This window comes from Frankia sp. BMG5.23 (assembly GCF_000685765.2).
Taxonomy (GTDB): Bacteria; Actinomycetota; Actinomycetes; order Frankiales; family Frankiaceae; genus Frankia; species Frankia casuarinae.
In genome coordinates, this window is record NZ_JDWE01000012.1 from 63,222 (window position 1) to 85,866 (window position 22,645).

The 22,645-nt window shown below is 71.5% G+C and carries 19 protein-coding genes and 2 pseudogenes; 13 read left to right on the forward strand and 8 right to left on the reverse strand.

The window, feature by feature from the left end; genetic code table 11:
* Nucleotides 1-70 precede the first annotated feature (70 nt).
* On the reverse strand, nucleotides 71-766 hold the full coding sequence (locus BMG523DRAFT_RS22830; RefSeq protein WP_011435314.1) for an NUDIX domain-containing protein: 696 nt from the start codon (nucleotides 764-766) through the stop codon (nucleotides 71-73).
* A 203-nt stretch (nucleotides 767-969) separates the two neighbouring features.
* Complete coding sequence (locus tag BMG523DRAFT_RS08165) at nucleotides 970-2,379, reverse strand: nicotinate phosphoribosyltransferase (RefSeq protein ID WP_083494768.1); 1,410 nt, start codon at nucleotides 2,377-2,379, stop codon at nucleotides 970-972.
* Nucleotides 2,380-2,737: 358 nt separating this feature from the next.
* Here BMG523DRAFT_RS08165 and BMG523DRAFT_RS08170 point away from each other — a divergent pair, with 358 nt between their 5' ends.
* From BMG523DRAFT_RS08170 to BMG523DRAFT_RS08200, 7 genes are all read left to right on the forward strand, one after another.
* Nucleotides 2,738-2,932, forward strand: a complete 195-nt coding sequence (locus BMG523DRAFT_RS08170; protein WP_035732600.1) for a hypothetical protein — start codon at nucleotides 2,738-2,740, stop codon at nucleotides 2,930-2,932.
* 169 nt (nucleotides 2,933-3,101) lie between these two features.
* Complete coding sequence (locus BMG523DRAFT_RS08175; RefSeq protein WP_011435311.1) at nucleotides 3,102-4,595, forward strand: helix-turn-helix domain-containing protein; 1,494 nt, start codon at nucleotides 3,102-3,104, stop codon at nucleotides 4,593-4,595.
* 8 nt (nucleotides 4,596-4,603) lie between these two features.
* Nucleotides 4,604-5,608 carry an NAD-dependent epimerase/dehydratase family protein gene (locus tag BMG523DRAFT_RS08180; protein ID WP_011435310.1) on the forward strand — a complete coding sequence of 335 codons (1,005 nt, stop codon included), beginning with the start codon at nucleotides 4,604-4,606 and terminating at the stop codon, nucleotides 5,606-5,608.
* Between the two features lie 439 nt (nucleotides 5,609-6,047).
* Entirely contained in the window at nucleotides 6,048-6,548 is a 501-nt protein-coding gene (locus BMG523DRAFT_RS08185; RefSeq protein WP_011435309.1) for a hypothetical protein, read from the forward strand.
* A 120-nt stretch (nucleotides 6,549-6,668) separates the two neighbouring features.
* Nucleotides 6,669-8,987: an ABC transporter permease gene (locus BMG523DRAFT_RS08190; RefSeq protein ID WP_043590798.1), complete on the forward strand. Its 2,319-nt coding sequence runs from the start codon at nucleotides 6,669-6,671 to the stop codon at nucleotides 8,985-8,987.
* On the forward strand, nucleotides 8,984-9,787 hold the full coding sequence (locus BMG523DRAFT_RS08195; RefSeq protein ID WP_011435307.1) for an ABC transporter ATP-binding protein: 804 nt from the start codon (nucleotides 8,984-8,986) through the stop codon (nucleotides 9,785-9,787). Before BMG523DRAFT_RS08190 ends, BMG523DRAFT_RS08195 begins: the two co-directional genes overlap by 4 nt.
* Nucleotides 9,784-10,458, forward strand: a complete 675-nt coding sequence (locus BMG523DRAFT_RS08200; RefSeq protein ID WP_011435306.1) for an ABC transporter ATP-binding protein — start codon at nucleotides 9,784-9,786, stop codon at nucleotides 10,456-10,458. The genes BMG523DRAFT_RS08195 and BMG523DRAFT_RS08200 overlap by 4 nt, the downstream gene beginning before the upstream one ends.
* Nucleotides 10,459-10,582: 124 nt before the next feature.
* On the opposite strand, the gene BMG523DRAFT_RS08205 is transcribed toward BMG523DRAFT_RS08200, so the two are convergent.
* Together BMG523DRAFT_RS08205 and BMG523DRAFT_RS08210 are read right to left on the reverse strand one after the other, a co-directional pair.
* Nucleotides 10,583-11,938 (reverse strand): ABC transporter substrate-binding protein, encoded by a 1,356-nt coding sequence (locus BMG523DRAFT_RS08205; RefSeq protein ID WP_011435305.1) that lies wholly within the window; start codon nucleotides 11,936-11,938, stop codon nucleotides 10,583-10,585.
* A gap of 116 nt (nucleotides 11,939-12,054) precedes the next feature.
* A complete protein-coding gene (locus tag BMG523DRAFT_RS08210) occupies nucleotides 12,055-13,050 on the reverse strand; it encodes a hypothetical protein (RefSeq protein ID WP_023841206.1) in 996 nt (331 codons plus the stop codon).
* Between the two features lie 150 nt (nucleotides 13,051-13,200).
* Between BMG523DRAFT_RS08210 and BMG523DRAFT_RS27295 the strand changes: the two are divergent.
* Together BMG523DRAFT_RS27295 and BMG523DRAFT_RS08215 are read left to right on the forward strand one after the other, a co-directional pair.
* A pseudogene (locus BMG523DRAFT_RS27295) lies at nucleotides 13,201-13,397 on the forward strand (transposase); the annotation flags it as partial.
* Nucleotides 13,398-13,599: 202 nt separating this feature from the next.
* Complete coding sequence (locus BMG523DRAFT_RS08215; protein ID WP_023841205.1) at nucleotides 13,600-14,052, forward strand: hypothetical protein; 453 nt, start codon at nucleotides 13,600-13,602, stop codon at nucleotides 14,050-14,052.
* 117 nt (nucleotides 14,053-14,169) lie between these two features.
* Here the strand turns inward: BMG523DRAFT_RS08215 and speB are convergent, their stop codons facing one another.
* Nucleotides 14,170-15,192: an agmatinase gene (speB, locus tag BMG523DRAFT_RS08220; protein WP_011435301.1), complete on the reverse strand. Its 1,023-nt coding sequence runs from the start codon at nucleotides 15,190-15,192 to the stop codon at nucleotides 14,170-14,172.
* A 170-nt stretch (nucleotides 15,193-15,362) separates the two neighbouring features.
* Here speB and BMG523DRAFT_RS08225 point away from each other — a divergent pair, with 170 nt between their 5' ends.
* Complete coding sequence (locus tag BMG523DRAFT_RS08225; RefSeq protein ID WP_043590820.1) at nucleotides 15,363-15,884, forward strand: DUF2752 domain-containing protein; 522 nt, start codon at nucleotides 15,363-15,365, stop codon at nucleotides 15,882-15,884.
* Nucleotides 15,885-15,894: 10 nt separating this feature from the next.
* Here the strand turns inward: BMG523DRAFT_RS08225 and BMG523DRAFT_RS08230 are convergent, their stop codons facing one another.
* A complete protein-coding gene (locus BMG523DRAFT_RS08230; protein WP_043590821.1) occupies nucleotides 15,895-16,800 on the reverse strand; it encodes an RNA methyltransferase in 906 nt (301 codons plus the stop codon).
* Nucleotides 16,801-16,997: 197 nt separating this feature from the next.
* On the opposite strand from BMG523DRAFT_RS08230, the gene BMG523DRAFT_RS08235 reads away from it, so the two are divergent.
* Nucleotides 16,998-18,509 carry an 8-oxoguanine deaminase gene (locus BMG523DRAFT_RS08235; RefSeq protein ID WP_035941668.1) on the forward strand — a complete coding sequence of 504 codons (1,512 nt, stop codon included), beginning with the start codon at nucleotides 16,998-17,000 and terminating at the stop codon, nucleotides 18,507-18,509.
* 350 nt (nucleotides 18,510-18,859) lie between these two features.
* Nucleotides 18,860-20,221, forward strand: a complete 1,362-nt coding sequence (locus BMG523DRAFT_RS08240) for an aldolase/citrate lyase family protein (protein ID WP_043590800.1) — start codon at nucleotides 18,860-18,862, stop codon at nucleotides 20,219-20,221.
* Between the two features lie 23 nt (nucleotides 20,222-20,244).
* Here the strand turns inward: BMG523DRAFT_RS08240 and uraH are convergent, their stop codons facing one another.
* On the reverse strand, nucleotides 20,245-20,571 hold the full coding sequence (gene uraH, locus BMG523DRAFT_RS08245; protein WP_023841201.1) for a hydroxyisourate hydrolase: 327 nt from the start codon (nucleotides 20,569-20,571) through the stop codon (nucleotides 20,245-20,247).
* 122 nt (nucleotides 20,572-20,693) lie between these two features.
* Between uraH and BMG523DRAFT_RS08250 the strand changes: the two are divergent.
* Nucleotides 20,694-20,978 (forward strand): annotated as a pseudogene (locus BMG523DRAFT_RS08250) (hypothetical protein); the annotation flags it as partial.
* Between the two features lie 40 nt (nucleotides 20,979-21,018).
* Here BMG523DRAFT_RS08250 and BMG523DRAFT_RS08255 read toward each other — a convergent pair.
* Complete coding sequence (locus BMG523DRAFT_RS08255; RefSeq protein WP_011435293.1) at nucleotides 21,019-22,569, reverse strand: allantoicase; 1,551 nt, start codon at nucleotides 22,567-22,569, stop codon at nucleotides 21,019-21,021.
* Nucleotides 22,570-22,645: the final 76 nt, after the last annotated feature.

Sequence of the window (22,645 nt, forward strand, 5' to 3'; positions counted from 1 at the left end):
TGGCCGCGGCCGACCCGGACCCGTCGGCCGCGGCAGGCGACAACTGCGCGGCCGGTCTGGAGGAATCTCCTCAGACCGACCGGCGCAGCAGCGGCGGGTGCAGCGCGACCGCCGAGCCACGCCGATACAGCTCGGCGGGCCGACCGCCACCGCGCGGGGAGGTGCGCTGGCCCAGCGGTACGACGAATCCCGGCGTGGACAGCACCTTGCGGCGGAAGTTCGGCGGATCCAACGCGACGCCCCACGCGGCCTCGTAGACGCGGCGCAAGTCGGCCAGGGTGAACTGCTCCTCGCAGAAGGCGGCGGCCAGCGGGGTGTACTCCAACTTGGCCCGGGCCCGCTCCACGCCGTCCCCCACGATCCGCGGATGGTCGAAGGCCAGCGTCGGGCCGTCGGTCGAGTCCAGGTCCTCCACCGGCCACCAGCGGGCCCGCGGTCCATCCCGGCCGGGCTGTGGCTGCGGCTGCGGGAGATTCGGCAGCAGGGCCAGGTAGGCCACGCTGACCACCCGGACACGCGGGTCGCGGTGCGCGCCGCCGTAGGTCCGCAACTGCTCGAGGTGACCGGTCGTCGTGACGCCCGTCTCGGCCGCGAGCTGCCGCAGGGCCGAGGCGTCGAGATCCTCGTCGCGGTCGACGAAACCACCGGGCAGCGCCCAGCATCCGCCGAACGGGGGATCGTCCCGGCGGATGACCAGGACACAGAGCCGACCGGCGCGCAGGGTCAGCAGAACCACGTCCACGCTGACGGCGAGGGCGGGCGGCATGACAGCGTCACCGTCATGCCGCCCGCCCTCGCCGTCCAACGGACCGCGGATCCGGTTCGGTGGAGAGGCGGGCGCCACCCCTCCAGTCTGGCCATCCCCGCGCCGGCACACACGGGCCCCTCCTCGGCCTCCCGCCGGAAACGGCACCTCAGTGGGCGACGCCGCCCGACGGCCCGGGACGGCTCAGGGAGGCCCGGGACGGTTCAGGGACGGCCCTCCGCGTGGACGACGGGCAGGCACGGCGGGCCGTAGCCCACCTCCCGAGCGGTGTGGGGAAGGGCCGCGAGGGCCAGACGATGGTGCTCGCGGGCGCGCCGGGTGCCGGCCGGCCCGGTCAGGCCACCGACCGGCTCACCGGCCTTCACCAGCGGACGCAACAGGTCCCGGTCCCGGGCCGGGTCGGGCGGTCGCGGCGACGCGGGGAGCGCGTCGCCGGAGCCAGCGGGATCCACCCCCGGGCCGGACGGACCGGACAAGCGGTCCGGGGCCGACGGCGAGCCCGGCGGGCTCGGAAAGATGACATCAGCGACGGCCCGGCCGTTGAGGTCATGGCGGCGGACGACCCGCTTGCGCCCCCCACGGGTGCTCTTGCCGACCGACCTCTTCGCCACGGGTTCGCCGTCGACCTCGACCAGCTTGTAGACGAACCCCGCGGTGGGCGCCCCCGCACCGGTGACTAGGCTGGTGCCGACACCGTAGCCGTCTACTGGGGCGTCGCCCAACCGGGCTATGGCGTGCTCGTCCAGATCCCCGGTCGCGATGATCCGTGTTCTGGTCGCGCCGAGGCCGTCAAGCTGCGCGCGGACGGCGCCGGCGACCCGACCCAGGTCCCCGCTGTCGATCCGGACGGCCCCAAGCTCGGTGCCCGCCGTCGCGACGGCGGCTGCGACCCCCGCAGGGACGTCGTACGTGTCGACGAGCAGCGTTGTGCCGACACCGAGGGCTGCGACCTGCGCGGCGAACGCCTCGGCCTCGCTTGGATGAACGAGTGTGAAGGCGTGCGCGCTGGTACCGACGCTGGGGACCTCGTACGTCCGGGCAGCCTCCAGGTTCGACGTGGCCGCGAAACCCACGAGGTAGGCCGCGCGGGCGGCGGCCACGGCGGCGGCCTCATGGGTGCGCCGAGATCCCATCTCGAGACAGGGCCGGTCCCCGGCCGCCCCAACCATCCGGGCCCCAGCGGCCGCGATCGCGCTGTCGTGGTTGAGGATGGCGAGCACGAGTGTCTCGAGCAGCACGGTCTCAGCGAAGGTGCCCTCGACGGCGAGCACGGGCGTCTCGGCGAAGAACGGCTCGCCCTCGGCGAAGCCATGGATGTCGCCGCCGAAGTGGTAGTCCGCCAGCCACTGTGCCGTGGCCTCGTCGATGACATCGGCGGCCCGCAGAGCAGCTAGCTCGGGCGGCCCGAACCGGAAGTCCGCCAGCGCATCGAGCAGCCGACCGGTGCCGGCGAACACACCAAAACGGCGACCCGGCGGCAACGATCGGGTGAAGACTTCGAAGACCACACGGCGATCCGCCGCGCCGGACCGGAGCGCCGCGCGCAACATGGTCAACTCATAGTGATCGGTCAGGAGTGCCGTCGACATCCGGAACACGGTAGGGACGAGCAGGCTCCGATGCGCGCCGACCGGCGATTTGGCGGGCGAGGAAGGGGAGTGAGTTCATCCCGTCGGGGTGCGTTGATCTTACAGTGGGTGAACGTCGATTCCAACACGGCATGCACTACACGTTCCATCGACCTTCAGTAGCACATGAGAGAGCCTCGACGTGACCACGTTGATCAGCGCTAGGCCGATCAGCGCTAGGACGATCGGCACCAGGCCGATCAGCGCAACCCCGACCGGCCCGACGGCGAACACGGGGAGGATAACCGCGAGAACGGTCGGTCACCTTCGGTCGCGACCCGAACAGAAACACTCTCCGGGGATCCCCGGGGATCCCCGGGGTCGGCGTGCGATCGTCTTGACCGTGGACCACAGCAATGCCGGGATCTTCCTCGTCACGGTCGGCGGGGCGCTGTTCGCACTGCTGGTGCTCGGCGGCCGGGCGGGCCGGGGCATCGCGCGCGAGGTCTGGAGCCGTATCGGCTTCTTCCGCTGGATACTCCTCCTGATCATCATTGTGATCGTCCTCGACCTCGCGGACGGACTTCCCAACCAATGAACATACATTCGACGGGAACGCCCTCGCATAACACATGGCACCGAGGATGTTGCTGGAAGCCGCAAAATTACACCCACACGAGATGTTCGAATTATGTCACTGCACCCCTAGATGCCCGGCTCGTTATGCTCACTTCGCGTAACACGATTGTCGGACGAGAGGGTTGCGGGTGACCGGTCACACTTGGCTATGGACGCCGCCGCGTTCTACTCCCACCAGCGTTGGTGTGGGCCAACTCCTACGCGCGTACCGGCAGGCCCACGGCCTCACGCAGCAGCAGCTCGCCGACCGTCTGGGCTTCGACCAGTCCTACGTATCCAAGGTGGAGAGCGGCCGGCGGGCTATCCACGACATCTCGACGCTCCGTCACATCGCCCGCAATCTGGCGCTGTCCCCCGAGGACGTCGGCCTGGCCCCGGGATCGATGACGGACCGTCGCCGGGAGACAGCGCCGCGCAGTCCGGCGGCCGAGCAGGCCGCCGCGAGCCAACGCGCGTGGCGGCTCACCCGCGATCACCTCAACCACCATCGGATCAGCCTCGCCCGCGCGGCGGTGCGGCTCTACCCGGAAACCGACCGACTCGGCAGCGGGCTACTGGCCCGACCCGGCTGGGTGTGGGACACCCCGGTGGACATCGACGATGTCACCCTTGGGTGGCACGATAGCGCCGAGGCCCCCACGATCAGGGGAGACGAACCCGAGACGGCCGGTAGCCGGCCCCTGCTCGGTGGAGGCGGTCAGCAGAACCGCTACCAGCGCTACACGCGGGCGATGCGGGACCTCGACCGGCCGACCCTGTTCGAGAACCGGCTCAGTTTTCGCCTGCTCGATATCGGCGGTGACGGGACCGCGGGACCGTCAACGGACAACCATCCGTCGCTGAGCTTCGCCCACACGACGTACTTCGACGCCGTCGACGTCTGCGAGACCGTCGCACACGAGACGGCGGCCGCGATGGCCGGCAGCGGACTGTCCTGGCCCGCGCTGCCCTTCCGGGCGCGCATCGGAGATCCGTTCGACTTCACCCGGCGGGCGGCCCTGCCGTCCATCAACACGCTCACGATCCGCCACGATCGCGGCGGCCAGGCGAGCTTCTTCCTGCACCGGCGCAGCGCGGGCTCGGTCGCGACCGCGGGCGGGGTGTACCACGTCATCCCGGCCGGGGTCTTCCAGCCGTCGGGCATCACCCCGTTCCACCATGAGGCCGACTTCGACCTGTGGCGCAACATCATGCGTGAGCTGAGCGAGGAGCTGCTGGGCAACCCGGAGCACGACGGCAGCTCGTCCAGCCCGATCGACTATGACACCGACGAGCCGTTCCGTTCGTTCGAGCAGGCGCGTCGGTCCGGCGCCATGCGGGTGTCGTACTTCGGGATCGGGCTGGACGCGCTCACTCTGTTCGGCGAGATCCTCACCGTCGTCGTGGTGGACGCCGACGCCTTCGACCGGCTTTTCGGCAGCATGGTCCAGACCAATGCCGAGGGATCGGTCGTCACCGCGGGTCCGAACCGGTCGGTGACCGAGGGCATCCCGTTCACCCACTCGGCGCTGCGCCGTCTCGTCGACACCGAGCCCATCGCCCCGTCGGCCGCCGCCTGCCTGGAACTCGCCTGGCGCCACCGGGAGACCCTCCTCGGGATGCGCATGCGGGCCGCATCCTGATCCCGGACATGCGCGTCCTTGTCACCGGCGCGGCCGGCTTCATCGGCGGAGTGGTCACGGACATGCTCGCCACCGCCGGACACCAGGTTACGGCGATGGTCCGCGAGCCGATGACCACGCCGCGGTTCGCCCCCGATGTCGAGGTGGTGGCCGCGGACCTGCTCGATCCCCGCCAGCTGGCCGCGGCGGGGGTCAGCCGGGGATTCGAGGGGGTGTGCCATCTCGCGGCCCTGACCCGGGTGCGGGAGTCGCGGCTGGATCCCGTGCGCTACTTCCAGACAAACCTGACCGGCACCATCAACCTGCTGGCCGCCCTGGAGGAGGGCGCCGAACACACCGGGGTCGCACCCGCGTTCGTCTTCGGATCCACCTGCGCGGTCTACGGCAACGTCGACCTCGCCCGGATCCCGGAGACCTGCCCACCCGACCCGGCGAACCCCTACGGAACCTCCAAGTTCGCCGCCGAGCGGCTGCTGTCCCACCAGGCCGGCACCGGGCTGCTCGGCGCGGTGATCCTACGTTCCTTCAACGTCGCGGGTGCCGTCGCGGGACACATCGACCGCGACGGCAGCCGGATCATCCCGGCGGCGATCGCCGTGGCGAGCGGGTGCCGGGACGTGTTCCGGGTCAACGGGGACGGCCTCGCGCTGCGGGAGTACGTCCACGTCGTGGACATGGCGACGGCCTACCTGACGGCGCTGGTCGCCGCGCGCCCCGGGCACTGCGCGGTGTTCAACGTGGGCAGCGGCGTCGGGGTGAGTGTCACCGACGTGCTCGCCGCGGTCGGCCGGGTCGCCGGGCGCCCGGTCCGCCGCGTCCACTGTCCGCCGGTCTCCGAACCGAGGACGCTGATCGGTGACAGCACCCGGATCCGCGCCGATCTCGGCTGGAGCTCTCCGGCGTCGAGCATCGACCGCATCGTCGCCGACGCGTGGCGCTGGGGCCGGGGGCCGGCACCGGCCGGGGCCACCGCCCTGCCGCCACGCCAGCGGATCGCTCCGAGCATCACCTGAGGCCCCGCGGTGGCCCCGCGGTGGCCCGCGATGCGGCAGGCATCGGCCCGCGGTGCGGCAGGCTGCGGCTGGCATCCCTCCCGGCCCTTCCCCCTGGCCCGACAGCCAGCCGCCAGCCGCCAGCCGCCAGCCGCCAGCCGCCAGCCGACATAGAGTAGCAGACTGGTTGCAGACGGGCATACTTCGCAAGGCCTTCCATCGGCCGGCTTATCCTCGTATACCTAATGCGACGGAGCTTCCCGTGCCGCCGGAGCTCGCCGGGAACAGCCGTGGGCCACCCGACGGAGCACCTGTTCATCTCCGCACACTAATCTGACGCCTGTCGTGACCCGGATCATCTCGGGGGCGGGCTCCACGCGGAGGCTCCGCCGCACGACCGCGCCGCCCGCACGACCGCGCCGCATGACCGACGACGACATGCTCCTTGGGGGAGACGAAAGTGGACGAGCAGACCGCTGGGACCGATAACCCGCGGCCCACATCGCGCCTGGTGGTCGACGTGGTCCGCGCGCTGCGCGGATGGGTGGTGATGGCCGCCGGCGGCGTACTTCTGCTCGGCTGCTACCTGGGTGTCTCCAAGGAGACGGACGTCGCTTTCCAACTACCCTACGTGGTTTCCGGCGGTTTTGGGGGCCTAGCACTCATTCTGGTGGGAAGTGCGCTGCTGGTGGCCGACCGCTTCGACGCCGCTCAGGCCGCCCAGGCCCACACCGCCGGCCAGGTCGACGACCTACACTCGCTGATCATCGCGGCGGCGGGCGCGGGTGCCGCACCCGAGGCCGGTCAGCCGGCCACCCGCCCCCAGGGCTCGTACCAGCAGACCGGCTCGTACCAGCAGACAACGGCCACGCACCAGCAGAACTCGCGCTTCGCTGTGACGGACCCCGGGGGCGGCCAGGCACCCGCCGCGAATGCCACCACACCCGGCCAGCACGCCTGACAGAGCCTGCGTTTCCAACGATGCCACGGTGCGGAAGGCGAGCAGTTCCGTGATCACATGTGACCCGGCGGACGGCGACGACCGGACGGCCGGCGGCGACCGGCTCCCAGGGAGTGCCCGGTGACCAGCATCGACCTGGGACTGGCGGGGATCTCCCTCGGGGCGATCGCCGCCCTGTCCGGTATCGGCCTGCTGGTCACCTACCGCACCAACGGGGTCCTCAACCTGGCCCAGGGCGGCATCGCCACGCTGGTGGCGTACGTCTTCCGCGAGATGGTGGTCGTGTGGGGGCTGCCGATCTGGCTGGCCGCCATCATCGCGCTCGCCGTGGTGTCCCCCGGGATCGGCCTGCTGCTGGAGCGGTTGGTCTTCCGGCCGCTGGCCCGTCGCCGCGCATCGGCGGCCGAATCCCTGGTCGCCAGCCTCGGTGTGCTGGTCCTCACCCTCGGGATGACGGCGGGCATCTGGGGTCTGGGCTCGCGTAGTGACGCACCAAGCATCTTCCCGAACTCGTCGGTGAAGCTGTTCGGTGACACCCGGATCGGTGTCGACGCGCTGGCCGAGCTCGCGATGGTCGTGGTGTTCTGCGCGGTCATCGGCGTCATCGCCACCCGCACGGTGTTTGGCCGCCAGATCCGCGCGGTCGTCGACGACCGGCAGCTCGCCGAGCTGTCCGGTGTTCCCGCGGACCAGGTCGCCGCGGCTGGCTGGGCGGCGGGGACGACGCTCGCCGGCCTCACCGGCATCCTGCTCGCCCCCCGCTTTCAACTCACCCCGTACGGGCTGACCCTGCTGGTGCTGGAGACCTTTGCGGTGGTGGTGGCGGCCCGGCTGTCGAGCATGCCGGTGGCCGTCCTCACGGCCCTGGGCGTCGCCGTCCTGCAGAGCGAACTCAAGCAGTTCACCCTCGACGGTAACGCGGGCCAGATCCTCACCGTCCTGCAGTCGAACCTGTTCATCGTCGCCCTGCTGGTCCTGCTGCTCGCGGTGCCGAAGCTGCGCGAGCTCGGCACCGGCGACTCCGGGACCACCGCCAGCTTCTCCAGCCGCGGCGCACCGCCGTCGGGCCCGGCCAGCCAGACCAAGGCCCGCCGCGACTTCCTGGGCAAGCTCGGCGGTGCCGCGCTGCTGCTCGCACCGCTCACCTTCGCCCCGTCCGATCTGCGTTCGGCGTTCATGGTCCCGGCGCTCGCCCTCATCTTCCTGTCGATGGTCATCGTCACCGGCTACAGCGGCCAGCTCTCCCTGGGCTCGGCCGGCTACGCGGGCCTCGGGGCGCTGCTGTCACTCAAGCTCGCCAACGGTGACCTGTTCGGACTGCCGAAGCTGCCGGGCGTCGCGTCGATGTTCATCGGCGCCCTGCTCGTCGCCCCGATCGGTCTGATCACCGGCTACCCAGCGATCCGCCGCCGCGGCCTCACCCTGGCGCTGACCACCTTCGCGGTCGGCGCCGTGGTCAGCCGTTTCGTCTTCGAACAGCCCACCTTCGCGACCGGCCTCTACCTCGACCCGCTGACGTTCTACGGCTGGGAGCTGCCCGACGAGGCGTTCTACGTCCTTGAACTGGTCTGCCTGGGCCTCGGCCTGTTCTTCGTGGGTAATCTGCATCGCGGTCGGCTCGGTCGGGCGCTGCTCGCCGTGCGTGACCATGCGGAGGGTGCGGCGGCGGTCGGGGTTGACGTCCGCAACCTCAAGCTGCTGGCCTTCACCGTCTCCTCCGTCGTCGCCGGGCTGGGTGGTGCGCTGCTGGTGCACAGCAGCTACTCGTTCTCCGCCGACGACTTCGCACCGTTGCAGAGCCTGCTGTGGTTCACCGCCGTGGTCGTCTTCGGCGCCGACAGCGCGGCCGGCGCGATCGTCGCCGCGGCGTTCATCGTCACGATCGACGTACTGGCGCCGGCCGGATCCTCGATCCTCGCCATCGGCATCCTCGCCCTCGCCCTCGGCTGGATGCCCGGCGGCCTGGCCTCGGCCGTCCGGGGTCTGCTGCGGCTGCTCGCCCTCCACCTCGCGGACGGCTTCGTCGATCCCAACCATCGGGCACCGCGTCCGGTGCCGGTGCGCATCTCCGCCGTCGGATACCTGCCAGCGACCACTGGCATCACCGGCGTCACCGGGATCTCCGGGATCCCCGGGATCGGCGCGCCGCTGGGGGCCGCCCAGCCCGGGCCATCCGCGAGCTGGCCTCCGGGCCGCTCCTCGCCCGTGCTGCCACCGGGCTCGCCGCGGCCGACCCCGTTCGGGGCCAGCCTGCTGACCCTGGTGCAGGAGTATGCGGCCCGGTCGAGCGGCGCACCGCTGCTGCCCCCCGCGCCCCGCGGCGAGCGCGGTGGCCTGCCCGCCGACGTCTACCCCACCTCACCAGGTCACGTGGGCCACGAGCAGGGGGGTTCGGGACCCGCGGCGGCGACCTCCCTGCGGGACGGAGGTCGGGTATGAGTCGGCACGTGCTACAGGCCGTTGGCCTGGTCCGCCGCTACGGCGGTCTGACCGCGGTCGACCACGTCGACCTTGTCGCCCCCCAGGGCGTGATCACCGGCCTCATCGGCCCGAACGGTGCCGGGAAGTCGACGCTGTTCAGCCTGCTGACCGGGGTCGAGCAGCCCGACGAGGGCAAGGTCCTGCTCGACAAGAGCGACATCACAAAAATGCGGCCGGACATCCGGTCCCGGCGTGGTCTGGTGCAGACCTTCCAGGTTCCCTCGCTCTTCCCCACCCTCACGGTCGCGGACAACCTGCTTGTCGGCGCGGAAAACCGGCACCGGGACTATGCCGGCGGCCTGCTGGGCCTGGCGTCCAAGGGCCGAGGACACGTCAGCCGCCTCGTCGAGGAAACCCTCGGCTCCCTCGGCCTGTCCGACCTGCGGGACACCATCGCCGGCACGCTGCCCACCGGTGCCCTGCGGCTGGTCGAGTTCGCGCGGGCGCTGTGCGCCCAGCCGGACATCTTGCTGCTCGACGAGCCCGCCAGCGGTCTGGACAACGACGAGACCGCCAGGTTCTCGCAGCTGCTGCGCCGGACCGCCGACGACGGGGTCGGCATCCTGATCGTCGACCACGACGTCGACCTGGTCTTCTCCGTCGCCGACCAGGTGTACGCCATGGTCGGCGGTCGGGTCGTCGCGTCCGGCGATCCCGGGCACGTCCGCGACGACCCGACCGTGCGGTCGGTGTACCTGGCCCAGGCTGCCCATCGCCACGATGAAACGGTCCTGAAGCAGCCGCAGGAGGCACGGTGACCACGGCGACGGCCGAACTCGAACTGACCGGGGCACGGGCCGGCTACGGGACCGTGGAGGTCCTGCACGGTCTGGACCTTGCCATCCCCCCCGGCAAGGTCACCGCCCTGCTCGGGGTCAACGGCGCGGGCAAGAGCACCACCCTACGGGTGCTGGCCGGGCTGATCCCACTGCGTTCGGGCAGTCTGACCTGGCGCGGCGAGGACATCACCAAGGTGTCCACCGTCGACCGGGCCCGCCGAGGACTGATGCTCGTGCCGGACGAACGGGCCGTCTTCGCCACCCTGTCGGTCCGGGACAATCTGCAGATCATCGCGGAGGCCAGCGGGCACCCCGACATCACCCCCGCGCTGGAGTCGTTCCCCCGGCTGCGGGAGCGGCTGACGCAGCGGGCCGGATCGATGTCGGGCGGTGAGCGGCGAATGCTGGCACTCGCCCGCGCCCTGCTGGCCCGCCCCTCGGTCCTGATGGTCGACGAGCTGTCGCTCGGACTATCCCCGAAGGTCGCCGCGGACCTGTTCGGCTGGCTTGCGACGGTCGCATCGTCGGGCACCACCGTCGTGCTCGCCGACCAGTACACCGAGCAGGCCCTGGCGATGGCGGACCTGGTCTACGTCCTGCACCGGGGCGAGCGGTCCTTCGCGGGCGGGCCGGAGGAATTCCGAGCGTAGGGCCGCGAAAGGCCTCGGTGAAAGGCCCCCCGATGTGAAAGGCCCCGGTCGAGGTTCCCTCCGCGGTGCCGTGGAGGGTTGCCCCGACCGGGGCCCGGGATCACGCAGGCGGTCCCGCGAGAGATCAGCCGGCCGGGTAGGGCAGATCCGGGACGGTGAAGCAGTTGGTGTTCATGTCCTTGACCTGGGTCACCCAGCCACCCTGGTTGCCGTTCGCCGAGTCCTGCCAACGGGCGACGTTGAGGCAGTTCTCCTCCTGCGACGGCGGTTCAGGCGACTTCTTGAAGTTCCGGCCGGTCGGGATGAGCAGGCCGTGACCGTCGTAGTCCTTGCCGCTGTTCATGTACGCCTCGACGCAGGCGCGGGTGACGTCGGCGCCGCAGGAGCGGATCGCGTCGGTCAGCCACTGGGCCGAGGCGTAACCCTCGAGCATCCACAGGTTCATCTTGGCCACCCGATCGGGCGCGGCCGCCTGCAGATCCTTCTGGAACGTGGCGACCGCGGGAATCTGAGTGTCCGCATAGTTGGCGGTGCCGCCGGTGGAGTAGATCGTGTTCCGGCAGTTCGGGGAGGCGCTGTAGACCTGGCGGATGTTGTTGGCCCAGCCCTGCGGCGGGGTCACCTTCGCCGTGATCGGCAGTTTCTGGGACTCGATGGCGTTGCACAGCTGAGCGTTACCGCCGTCGTCCATCGCGTCGAAGACGATCTGGACGCCGCGCCGCTTGAGGTCGAGGACCGTTGCGTCCCAACTCGGGGCGCCGAGATTGATCTGCTCCTCGACGACCGTGTAGCCCTCCTTGCGCAGGCCGTCCGCGATCGACTTGGCGTACCGCTCCGACGGGGCGACGTTGTAGTACACAACCCCGGCGACGTTGGTCTTCAGATTCTGCTTGAACCAGCGGTAGATCTCGGTCCCCGCGTAGAGCGTGCCGTTGTAGCCGGGACGGCTGCCGGTGCGCGGATAATAGCTGCCGTAGATCGAGTACAGGTGCGGATACTGATCGTAGGCGGCGGACACGGGCTGGCCGCCGATATCCGGAACACCCTTGGAGTTGATGTACTGCGCACCCGTGTAGTCGAACGCCGTCACCCCGGCGAGCGCGAAGACCTTCTCGTCGTCGACGAGCTTGTGCGCGCAGTTCGCATTTCCGTCCCCGCTGCCCTTGTCGTCACACTCGACGAGGTTCACGGTGCGCCCGTTTACTCCGCCCGCGGCGTTGAGCGCCTTGAAATAGGCCCGCGCCCCGTACAGTGAGGCGGAGAACGTGTCCGGTCCGAAACCGCTGCTCAGGCCAGCGATTGTACCGATCTTGATCTCGGTCGGCGTGACGCCGATATCCGAAGCTGTATTGTTCGACACCCCGGCCGGTTTGTTGCCGGCCGAGGTCGTTCCGCTGCTACTGGCCCGGCTGCCGCAGGCGACGAGCGCCAGCGACGACAGCACAATGGCGGCGGCGGCGACGAGCGATCTCGCTCGCATGGACATGCTCTCCCCTGGTAGATCGGTGACGCTCGAAACGTTATTGCCGATCAACATCGTCGACGCTTCAGCTGACGACAGCCGGTCCCACTGCCGACTATGTACCGCTAGTTACATCAATGGGCGTTACGGACAAACATTCGGCGCCACCAGCTTCGACGCACCGGTGCGGTGCTCGCGCGATCGGCCGGTGCCTTCTCCAAAGTCGGGGTGCTCCCCCCGGCCCCGTCTTCCCCGCCTTCCCGGCGTGCGGTACCCCCGCTCGCCGGCTCGTGGGTCTCCCGGCTCGCGGCCGTCCCTGTGGGCAGGGGCGCACCGACTACCGGCCGGCTGCCACCCCCGACGCCCTCGGCGCGCTCCGTGGGAGCCCCCTGCTCCCCGGAAAGCTCGGTTACCGTACCGCCCGGCGACGGAGAGGCATGCGACGCACCACCTACCGCATCGAGTGAGGCCGGGACGATCGTGCTGCCCAACACGGACATCGCCTCGTCCAGGGCGGCCAGGGCCTGGCCGATCACCGTGACCGGATCCTCGGCGCGCCCCGGGGCCGGCACGGCCGGCGCCGCACCCGCCTCGGCGACCGGGTCGGGCTCGACGACCTCAATGACCTCGACGACCTCGGCGGCCGGCTCGGCGGGCACGTCCACCGGCTCGCCATCGACCGCCTGCTCATCGGCGCCTGTGGCCGTGACCGCCTCGGCTGCGGCGACGGCAGGCTCAGACCCCGCAGAAGCACGTTCAACCGACGCGGAGACGTCGGGAACAGGCTGGGCCGACGGGAACTCGACCGACGCGGACGCATCGGGAACAGGCTCGGCCACGGCGGGAGAAGTGACCTCCTCGACGAGCGCTGAGGGGACGACATCGGCCGAGGGGACGACATCGGCGGATTCCGACTCCTCGGGCGGCGAGGTCGCCGCGAGCGTCAGACGGTTGAGAATCAGGCCGTCGGGACCCTGCCCCCGGTCCAGCCGCCCCGCCTGCGCGAGCTTCCGGCAGACCTGGTTCACCGTGCCCCGGCTCGCCCCGATCGCCGCCGCCAACCTGCCGTCGTCCAAACCCGCGGGAACTTTGGCAAGCTGGTCGAGTATCCGGTCAGCAACAGTAGCCACAAAGCGGGACGGTATACGCCATCTCCTATTCGCCGACAAGCGGGGTCACCCCACGCGGTAACCGTGTCCGTCCCGCTGCCGATGGCACTCGCAATGCCACTCTCGGCGGGCACCCGGTCCGCGGCGGCACACACCCCCACCCGGTCGCCTGATCCACGTCGTTCACGCCGCGACCGGCAGCGCCTCGCCCGGGCGCAGCGGGAGCTGTCCCGCACGCGGCAGGGTCGGTGAAGCGGACGAAGGCCCGGGCGAAGGTGGCGCGGATCCACGGCCGGATCCGCGACCGGCGCCGGGATCATCCGCACACGCCGTCCACGAGGATCATCCGCGAGAACCAGACGGTGGTCGAACCATGGGGCCACGGCGAGCAAGGACCACGGCGGCGGGCTTAGCCCGGCCGTCGCCGGGAAGGTCATGCGGCGAGGCGTGCCGGGAGCGGCCCGGGACGCACCGATATCAACAGTGGCCGGACTCGCTTTGCTGGGCGGAATGTTGCGGGATGTCCCAAGCAGGCCGCGCCGCGTCCGTGGGCCGGTCAGGGAGACAGCCATGGCGCAGCCAGCCTCGGGTTCCGAGCAGTTCGACCCTGGTTCCATCACAGCCGACTCCGAACAGCCGTGGTACCGCGAGGATGCTCCCCTGGAACCCGCGGAGATGCTCGACAGCGACGATCTCGGCTCGACGGATGCCGGCCGAGATCCATTGGACGACAGTTGGGACGCGCCCGACAGACCGAGTGCCGGCGTCCGCTATCCGAGCACACCGCGTGAGGAGCGTGCGGGGCCGTCCTTCGATCGGCAACTCGCCGCGGAAACGCCGGACGCCGACCCCTACCTGGAAGCCGAGCGGCGGGAGTCCGGGGCTGTTCTCGATGCGGACGCGTACGGCGAGGGGACGACGACCCTCGCGGAGGATTACGACGCGAACTTCGCCATTCCCAGCATCGTCACGCCGGACGTGGATGCACGCACGGCTGAGGAGGGCGCACTGCACCTGGAATAAGGGCGCTCTGCGTACTCGCGGGAATACGAAGCACTCGCGGGAATACGAAACGCCGATGGTTCGGTCGACGGTCCAACCGACTCCCGGTTGCCACGGACGGTTACCACGGAGGGCGGCTCAGGCCGGGGCCGACCCGGGCAGGTCCGGAACGCCACCGGCGGCTTCCCGCCTGCGGTAGGCAAGTCCCGCGAAGACCTCCATGGCGACGCGATGGGCGCTGTTGACCGTCGTTTCCGCGTGGTCGTACGGCGGGGAGACTTCGACGATGTCGGCGGCCACAAGCGGCGTGTCGAGCGCGATCTGACGGACCGCCCGCAGCAGGTCGGCCGGGGTCATCCCCCCGGGTTCCGGGGTGCCGGTGCCCGGCGCGAACCCCGGATCCAGGACGTCGATGTCGACCGACAGGTACATGGCCCGGCACCCGTCCGTGGCCTGCGCGATCGCGTCCACGACGACGTCACGGCTGCCCCGCTCCCAGATCTCGTGCATGAGATGCCAGGTCATCTCCTGCTCGCGCATCCAGGCGAAAACGTCCGGCGGCGGCCAGTAGCCGCGCAGCCCCACCTGGACAAAGTTGCGTCCACGCACGGCACCGGACTCGATGAGCCGTCGCATCGGAGTGCCGTGCGAGGCGAGGTTGCCGTCGATGACGTCCGCGGTGTCGGCATGCGCGTCGAAGTGCAGCAGACCGAGTTCACCCCAGCCCACGGCGTCGGCCACGCCGGTTGCGGCCGGCCAGGTGATCGAATGGTCGCCACCGATGACGAGCGGGATCGTGCCGAGCCCGGCGATCCGCGCGACCTTGGCCCGGATGTTGCGATGGGACGCCTCGGTGAGCCCATGCGGACAGTGCGCGTCGCCAGCGTCAACGACGTCGAGCCAGTCGAAGATCTCGATACCGAGGTCGAGATGGTAGGTGCCGGGGTTGTAGGCGTTGGCCCGCATCGCCCGAGGGCCGAACCGGGCGCCGGGACGGTGGGTCGTCGAGATGTCGAACGGAGCACCGACGACGGCAACGTCGGGCCGGCGGGCCGCCAGCGCCTCCGTCCCGGGCAGCCAGGGCAGTCCGCAGAAGGTCGCGAGCCCCGCGTAGCCGGGCGCGTCCGGACCCGGCTCACGATCGCCGTTTCGTGCCGTCATCCGTCCCTCCGATCGGGCCCTTCCACTGTCCCACGGTCCGCCACCCCCGGTCCGCCACCCCCGGTCCGCCACCCACTGGTCCGCGCCCCGGTTACGCTTCTCCGGTGGAGGTCGCGGCACCGCACCCAGACCACCCGGCACCCACGGCGTCGGAACCGACCGGCGCGGCCATGGCTCTGCGCACCCCGGGCACCCCGGGCACCCCGGGCACCCCGGGCACCCCGGGCACCCCGGGCACCCCGGGCACCCCGGGCACCCCGGGGACGATTATCGGCGCGGGCCGGGTCTGGTCACCGCGGGCCCGGTTGGCGGGTTTCGCCGTGCTCGGTGTAGCCGCCGTCGGCGTCTGCGGCCGGGTGTACCTCGTCGACCCCGCCCAGCCGGGCCACTACCCTATGTGCCCGTTCCGGTGGGCCACGTCCCTGGACTGCCCTGGTTGCGGCACCCTCCGCGGCCTGCACCAGCTCCTGCACGGACACCTCGCGGCCGCGGCCGACTACAACGTCTACTTCGTCATCGCCGCCCCGATGCTGGTGTTCGGCTGGATCGTGGCGGTGGCGCGGGCGGCCGGCTGGCGCCACCCGTTGCCCCGGGTACCGGCCCGCCTGCTTCCCGCCGTTCCGATACTGATCATCGCCTTCTGGGTGCTGCGGAACCTGCCGTTGCCCGGCTGCCGCTGGCTCGCATCCTGAACCCGGCGGCTCAACGGCGGCCCAGCAGGTAGCAGGCGATGGCGGCGGTCGCCGCGACGTTCAGCGAGTCGACCCCGTGCGCCATCGGAATCCGGACCCGGGCCGTCGCCGCGGCCTGTGCCGCCGCCGACAGCCCGGCGCCCTCCGTGCCCAGCAGCAGCGCGACCCGGGCCGCCGCCGGCACCGGCGCAGGTGCGGGCGCAGGTGCGGGCGCAGGTGCGGGCGCAGGTGCGGGCGCAGGTGCGGGCGCAGGTGCGGGCGCAGGTGCAAGCGCGGGCGCGGCGCGGGGGGTGAGTCCGGCCGCGAAGGAGCCAAGATCCTCGGCGTCCGCCGCCGGAGTCAGCGCCAGCAGCGTGAACCCGGCATCCCGCAGCAGACCAAGGGCCTCCGGCCAGGGTTCGAGCCGGGCGTAGGGGACGGCGAACACCTCCCCCATCGACACCCGCACGGAACGCCGGTAGAGCGGATCGGCGCAGCGCGGGCTCAGGAGCACCGCGTCCATCCCGAGTCCCGCGGCCGAACGGAAAATCGCCCCCAGGTTGGTGTGGCTCACGATGTCCTCACACACCAGTACCCGCCGGGCATCGACCAGGAGGTCGGCGGCGGCGCGGGGCGGCTGGCGGCCCATCGCCGCAAGCGCCCCCCGATGCACCTCGAAGCCGGTGATCGCCGCGAGCACGTCGGGTCCCGCGACGTACACCGGGACGTCAACGCCGAGGTCCGCGGGCACGGCCGCCAGGCGCGCCGGCGAGACCAGGACCGAGCGCGGCCGGTAGCCGGCCCGCAGCGCCCTGGTTATCACTCGTTCACCCTCGGCGATGAACAGCCCGTCGGCCGGCTCCCGCCGACGGCGCAGCGCGACGTCGGTCAACGAGATGTAGTCGTCGACCCGGGGATCACCCGAATCGTCGATCATGATGACTGGTGGGGTGGCCACGACCGTCACGCCGACCGTCACGCCGACCGGCCCGCCAGCCGACCCCGCACACCTGCTCACGTCACCTGGCACGCCACGACCTCCCGGGCACGGACGCTTCACCCGACCGTAACGTGCCGGCCGCAGAATCAGCGGCCATGGCCGATCCGCAGAAGGCCCCCACGCTGACGTCCGCCATGCCCGCCATGCCCACGTCCGCCACGCCCGCCGTCTCCCGTCCCGTCGCCGTTCCCGTTCCCGCCGACCTGGTCGTCGTCGGCGCCGAACTGGTCGCGACGGTGGACGCCGACCGCCGGGAGATCCGTGGCGGGTGGATCGCAGTGACGAACGGCCTGGTCAGCGCCCTCGGCGGTCCCGACGAGCCACCGCCTCCCGCCGTGCGCACGTTGCGGGCGGACGGCTGCCTGATCACTCCCGGCCTGGTGAACACGCATCACCACATGTACCAGAACCTCACCCGCGCGTTCGCTCCGGCCCTGAACGGCACGCTGTTCACCTGGCTGTCGACCCTGTACCCGCTGTGGTCCCGGCTGGACGAGGAGGCCGTGCACGTCTCCGCCTACGTCGGGCTCACCGAGCTCGCCCTCGGCGGTTGCACGACGACCACGGACCACCTGTATGTGCATCCGCGCGGGGGCGGAGACCTCGTCTCCGCCGAGATCGCCGCGGCGACGGCGCTGGGCATGCGCTTCCATCCCAGCCGCGGATCGATGTCGCTGTCGGTGAAGGACGGCGGACTGCCGCCCGACTCGGTGGTGCAGGACGACGACGAGATCCTCGCCGAGTCGGCCCGGCTGGTGGCCCGCCATCACGACCCCTCGCCGGGCGCCATGGTGCGGATCGCCCTGGCGCCCTGCTCACCGTTCTCGGTCAGCCCGGAGCTGATGCGGGCCACGGCGGAGCTCGCCGAGTCGCTCGACGTGCGGCTGCACACGCATCTCGCCGAGGACCCCGAGGAGGACGAGTACTGCCTCGCGCGGTTCGGCCGGCGTCCCATCGACCAGTTCGCCGAGGTCGGCTGGGGCGGCGACCGGGCCTGGGTGGCGCACTGCATCCGCCCGAACCCCGCCGAGGTGGCCCGGCTGGGCGCCTGGGGCACCGGGGTCGCGCACTGCCCGAGCAGCAACATGATCCTCGGCGGTGGGCTCGCCCCGGTCGCGGAGCTGCGTGCGGCGGGGGTACCGGTGGGACTGGGCTGTGACGGCTCGGCGTCGGCGGACTCGGCGTCGCTGTGGCTGGAGGCCCGCACGGCGATGCTGCTCGGGCGGCTGCGGCACGGCGCCGCGGCGATGTCGGCCCGGGACGCGCTGGAGATCGCCACTCGGGGCGGGGCCGGCTGCCTCGGCCGGGCCGGGAAGATCGGCGAGCTGTCCGTCGGGGCGGTGGGCGATCTGGTGGCATGGCCCCTCGACGGGGTCGGCTTCGCCGGGGCGCTGTCCGATCCCGTCGAGGCGTGGCTGCGCTGCGGCCCGGTCGCGGCCCGCCACACGGTGGTCGCGGGTCGCGCGGTCGTCCTGGACGGCCATCCGGTGCATCCCGACCTGTCGGCGATGCTCGCCCGCCACCGCGAGCTCGCCGCCGGCATGCAGGCAGCCTTTGACGATGCCGGCATCGCTGATGCCGGAACCGCTCCCGGCGCCGGGCGGGCCGCGGGTACGACGGGAGCCAGGGCGGCCGGGGCCCGGTGAACGCCGACGGGACCGACCCTGGTGGGATACCTCCGCGAGGTGTTTGATACAAAGCAATGGGCCAGTCCGGGTCGGTTGGCGACGTCACCCGTTCGGCCCCGGCGATGGCGTTCCGGCGACACCCGCCGGGACGTCACCCCCCAGCAGCCGCCGCCGGTGCCGCGTATCGACCCCCCCGATCGGTGCGCATCGCACCGGCGGCGGCCTCGACCGGTCCAGGACCAGGGCGGCCGCGGGCCGGATGAACTGCGCGCCTTCGCCGTCCGCGTGGGCGTGCAGCTGTAGAAGCGGACAGGGGCATCCCGCCGGGGGAGGTATCCGGCGGTGTACGTGAGGCCGACACTGGGGGCATGCCGACGTTGCCGACCGATGTCGTCGCCCGTCTGACCGCCGCGCTCGCACCGATCGATACGGCGGTCATCGCTCGTCATCCCGGTGATCCGGGAACCCGCCAGCCGGTGCACACCTGCTACCTGCCCGCCGACCGGATGCGCCCGGACATCGTGCTGGCCTGGGGGGAGGCAGCCCGGGAGCTCCTGGCCGCCCGCGGCACCGACCCGGCCAGGCTCGCCGCCGCCACCGGGGGCGACCCGGACCCGGTCATCGCCGAGCCGGTCCACGCACACGTGCTGCACGCGCTGACCGTTGAACCGGTGCAGGATCTGCGGATCGACCTGGAGGACGGCTACGGCGTCCGGATGGACGACACCGAGGACGCCGACGCCGTCGCGGCGGCCGTCGCCCTGCGCGCCGCCGCGGCGGCGGACGCCCTGCCCGCGTCCTACGGCCTGCGGATGAAGTCGCTGGACCCGGCCCTCCGGGACCGGGGACTGCGCAGCCTGGACCTCTTCCTCACGGCGCTGGCCGGCGACGACGGCCCACCCGCCGGGTTGGTGCTGACCCTGCCCAAGGTGAGCGCCGCCGCGCAGGTCGCGGTCTTCGCCGATCTGCTCGCCGAACTAGAGCAACGCCTCGACATCGCCCCGGTGCCCTTCGAGGTGCAGGTGGAGACCCCGGCCGCGGTTCTCGCCCTGCCGGCGCTGGTCGAGACCGGTCTTGCACTGGGCCCTGGACGCCTCGTCGGGCTGCACGTCGGCACCTACGACTACTCGGCGGCTCTCGGCATCACCGCCGCGCACCAGGCCAGCGACCATCCGGCGGTGGAGTACGCCACCACGCTGATGCAGCTCGTCACCGCCGGCACCGGAATCCGGGTCGCGGACGGGTCCTCGAACCTGCTGCCGATCGAGAGCCCGACGGACGCGACGGAGGGCACCGCAACTACGGAGGGCACCGCAACTACGGAGGGCACCGCAACTGTCGAGGACACGGCGGGCCGAGGTGTCCACCGGGCCTGGCGGCGGCACGCCGAACTGGTGCGCCGCGCCTGGTACCGGGGCATCTACCAGGGCTGGGATCTGCATCCGGGTCAGTTGGTGAGCCGGCACGCGGCGGTGGCCGGCTGCCTGCTGGCCGGGCTCGACGAGGCGCTGGGCCGGCTTTCCTCCTATGCCACCGCGTACGCCACCACGTACGCCACCGCCCGGCATCCGGGAGCGGTCGCCGACGAGCCGGCCACCGGCCGCGCGCTCGCCGGGCACGTCCTGCGGGCGCTCGACGCCGGCCTGCTGGACGACGCGAGCCTGACCGCGGCTGGTCTCGACCGGGTGACGGTCAACCGCTTCGGCGGCAGACCGGTCGCCGCGGGTTGACGACACCCGCCATCCAGGGCGGGTCAGCTCCCCCGATAGGTCGAATAACCGAACGGAGCGAGCAGCAGCGGGACGTGATGATGACCCGCCGGGTCCTCGATCACGAACGCGATGGTCACCTCGGGAAAGAACGCCGAGCGGCTCGCGGTGTCGAAGACGAGCCGCCAGGGGCCTGGGATGGTCGCCGGCAGATCCGCCACCCGGCCGTCGTCGTCGGTGACGGCCTCGGTGACCGCGATCCAGCCCGTGGTCGTGCCGTCAAGGGTACGCACCGCCCGTTCCAACCGGAGCGGCAGCCCGGCGGCTGGCCGCCCCGTGGCCGTGTCCAGGACATGGGTGGACAGACTCACCACGCCTCCTCGGTCGCGTCCTCCGTCGCCGCGGCCCGGGTCGGGCCTCGACCATCCCACCATCCGGGCTGACCATCGCACCACACCGCTCCTGGTCGACCGTGGTGGATACGCCGGTACCCCCGGCTGTCGGCGCCTACTGGAACCGCTCCAACACTGTCGAGATCGACGTCGTCGGCACCGACCGGGAACCGGTCGCCAAGGAGCTGTACTTCCTCGGCTCCGTCGCATGGCTGGAACGCGCACCGTTCGATGACCACGACCTGGCGGCACTGCGGAAACACCGGGCGGCGCTCACGAACCTTCCGCTGCCATTGGTCGCCATCGGCCGCAGCGGAGTTGCGGCCACCGGTCTCGCCGCATCCTACGGCCCAGCCGAACTCATCACCGCCTGGCAGCAAAGATGAACAGTATTGTGCCACGGTCGTTCGACCTAGGCGCCGGTGATCAGGCGCCGGTGATCAGGCGCCTGATGCGCAGGGCCGTGATCTCAGCCTGCTGACCGGCCGCGATGCGCAGCTCGTCCGCGGGATCGTTGTCCAGCCGTGCCCGCAGCAGAGCGAGCATCTCCTCCGCGTCGCGGCCCGCCGCCCGGACCAGGAAGATGTAGCCGAAGCGCTCCTCGTAGGCCGCGTTTCCCTGCTCGAAGGCCGCCCTGACTTCCGCCGTCGCCTGGTCCATCGCCGCCTGCTCCCGTCGGGGGGCGTCGAGGGACACCACGGTCGCCCTCGCCGTGGTGGGCGGGGCGGGCGTGTGGGCCGGGCGCTCCCCGATCCGGGGATGCGCGGTGAACGCCTCCAGCCAGGCCGATGCGGGCAGGTTCCACCATTCCTGCTCGGCTGCCGGCAGCAGGGCCGCGAGGGTCCCGAAGGGCCGACGGGCCGCCACGGCCGCAGCCCAGTCCTCGGACTCGCAGCAGGCCAGCAGCTCCTCGCGAGCCGCGTCCGGGGACAACGCGTCGAACCAGCGCATCGCGAGCGCCTCCCGCCCGACGGGCGTCGGAGCGCCGGTGAGCCGCAGCCTCGCCAGCCCGCCGTCGGGTATCGCGTCGACCCGCACGTGGGTGGCCTGGATCGGGACCTCGAGATCGAAAAGGTGACGGGTGTTCGGCTGCACCCGGGTCCGCGGCAGCATCGGGTACCACTCGGTGATCGCGGTGACGTCGTCGGGGTCGAGAAGGTCGGGGTTGTCCGCCGCCCAGAGGGCCACCGCCCGGGGCGCGTTGCCGCGGAAGTGCCGGGTGTCAACCTCGGCCCGCACGATCGTGCCCTGCGTCGCGAGCCGGACCACCGCCCAGTCGTGGCCGTCCCCACGGCGCCGGCGGGTCTCCCAGCCCTCTCCCATCGCCCGGGCCTCACCCGAGGCGTTCAGGTTATGGCGGTCACCGTAGTGCATGTCGCTGGCGGCCACCACGACACCGCCCAGGTAGGCGGCGGCGAGATCGGAGGTCACCCGGTCGAACATCCGGGGGTCCGGCACCACCGTGCCATGCACGCGCAGCCGGGCGACTCCGCCATCCGGGTGGATGGTCAGGCGCAGATGGGTGATGCGGGTCCGGCCCTGGTCAGCCACCGGCAACACGTTGGCCGCGTCCGGCACGATCGGCGTCCGCGGCACCAGCGGGACCCAGGCCACGGACTCCTCGGCGACCTCCGCCGCGGAGGGATACCCGGGCAGGGTGGCGCCGTGCACCTCGACGGCCCCGGGAGCGTTGCCGGTGAAGTGGGTGGTGTCCACGGTCACCGCGTGGGCGATGCCGGGTGAGCCCAGCCGGATGATGGCCCAGTCGGATCCGGGAAGATCCCGCCGCCGACGGGTCTCCCAACCGTCGGTCCACTGGCCCCGTTCGGTGAACACGCCCGGCCGCACGATCGGCGGTTCGGGCAGCAGCATCCGTTCGGCGAACGCGAAGAACTCGTCGTTGACGGCCACGACCGTACCGCCGAAACGGGCCGCCGCGAGATCGACAAGATTCGTCAGGTCGGGCGCGTCGCTCATCGGGTCCTTTCACGGGGTCAACCAGCCGTACGAAACCGGACTGTTCACGTGTCGTCGGGTGGCCGCACGGCCCGTC

What these genes read in the sequence shown, in the direction of transcription:
- BMG523DRAFT_RS22830 (WP_011435314.1), bottom strand. Translation starts at nt 766, where the DNA reads ATGCCGCCCGCCCTCGCCGTCAGCGTGGACGTGGTTCTGCTGACCCTG.
- BMG523DRAFT_RS08180 (WP_011435310.1), top strand. Translation starts at nt 4,604, where the DNA reads ATGCGCGTCCTTGTCACCGGCGCGGCCGGCTTCATCGGCGGAGTGGTC.
- BMG523DRAFT_RS08195 (WP_011435307.1), top strand. Translation starts at nt 8,984, where the DNA reads ATGAGTCGGCACGTGCTACAGGCCGTTGGCCTGGTCCGCCGCTACGGC.
- BMG523DRAFT_RS08205 (WP_011435305.1), bottom strand. Translation starts at nt 11,938, where the DNA reads ATGCGAGCGAGATCGCTCGTCGCCGCCGCCGCCATTGTGCTGTCGTCG.
- BMG523DRAFT_RS08215 (WP_023841205.1), top strand. Translation starts at nt 13,600, where the DNA reads ATGGCGCAGCCAGCCTCGGGTTCCGAGCAGTTCGACCCTGGTTCCATC.
- speB (WP_011435301.1), bottom strand. Translation starts at nt 15,192, where the DNA reads ATGACGGCACGAAACGGCGATCGTGAGCCGGGTCCGGACGCGCCCGGC.
- BMG523DRAFT_RS08225 (WP_043590820.1), top strand. Translation starts at nt 15,363, where the DNA reads ATGGCTCTGCGCACCCCGGGCACCCCGGGCACCCCGGGCACCCCGGGC.
- BMG523DRAFT_RS08230 (WP_043590821.1), bottom strand. Translation starts at nt 16,800, where the DNA reads ATGATCGACGATTCGGGTGATCCCCGGGTCGACGACTACATCTCGTTG.
- BMG523DRAFT_RS08235 (WP_035941668.1), top strand. Translation starts at nt 16,998, where the DNA reads ATGCCCGCCATGCCCACGTCCGCCACGCCCGCCGTCTCCCGTCCCGTC.
- BMG523DRAFT_RS08240 (WP_043590800.1), top strand. Translation starts at nt 18,860, where the DNA reads ATGCCGACGTTGCCGACCGATGTCGTCGCCCGTCTGACCGCCGCGCTC.
- BMG523DRAFT_RS08255 (WP_011435293.1), bottom strand. Translation starts at nt 22,569, where the DNA reads ATGAGCGACGCGCCCGACCTGACGAATCTTGTCGATCTCGCGGCGGCC.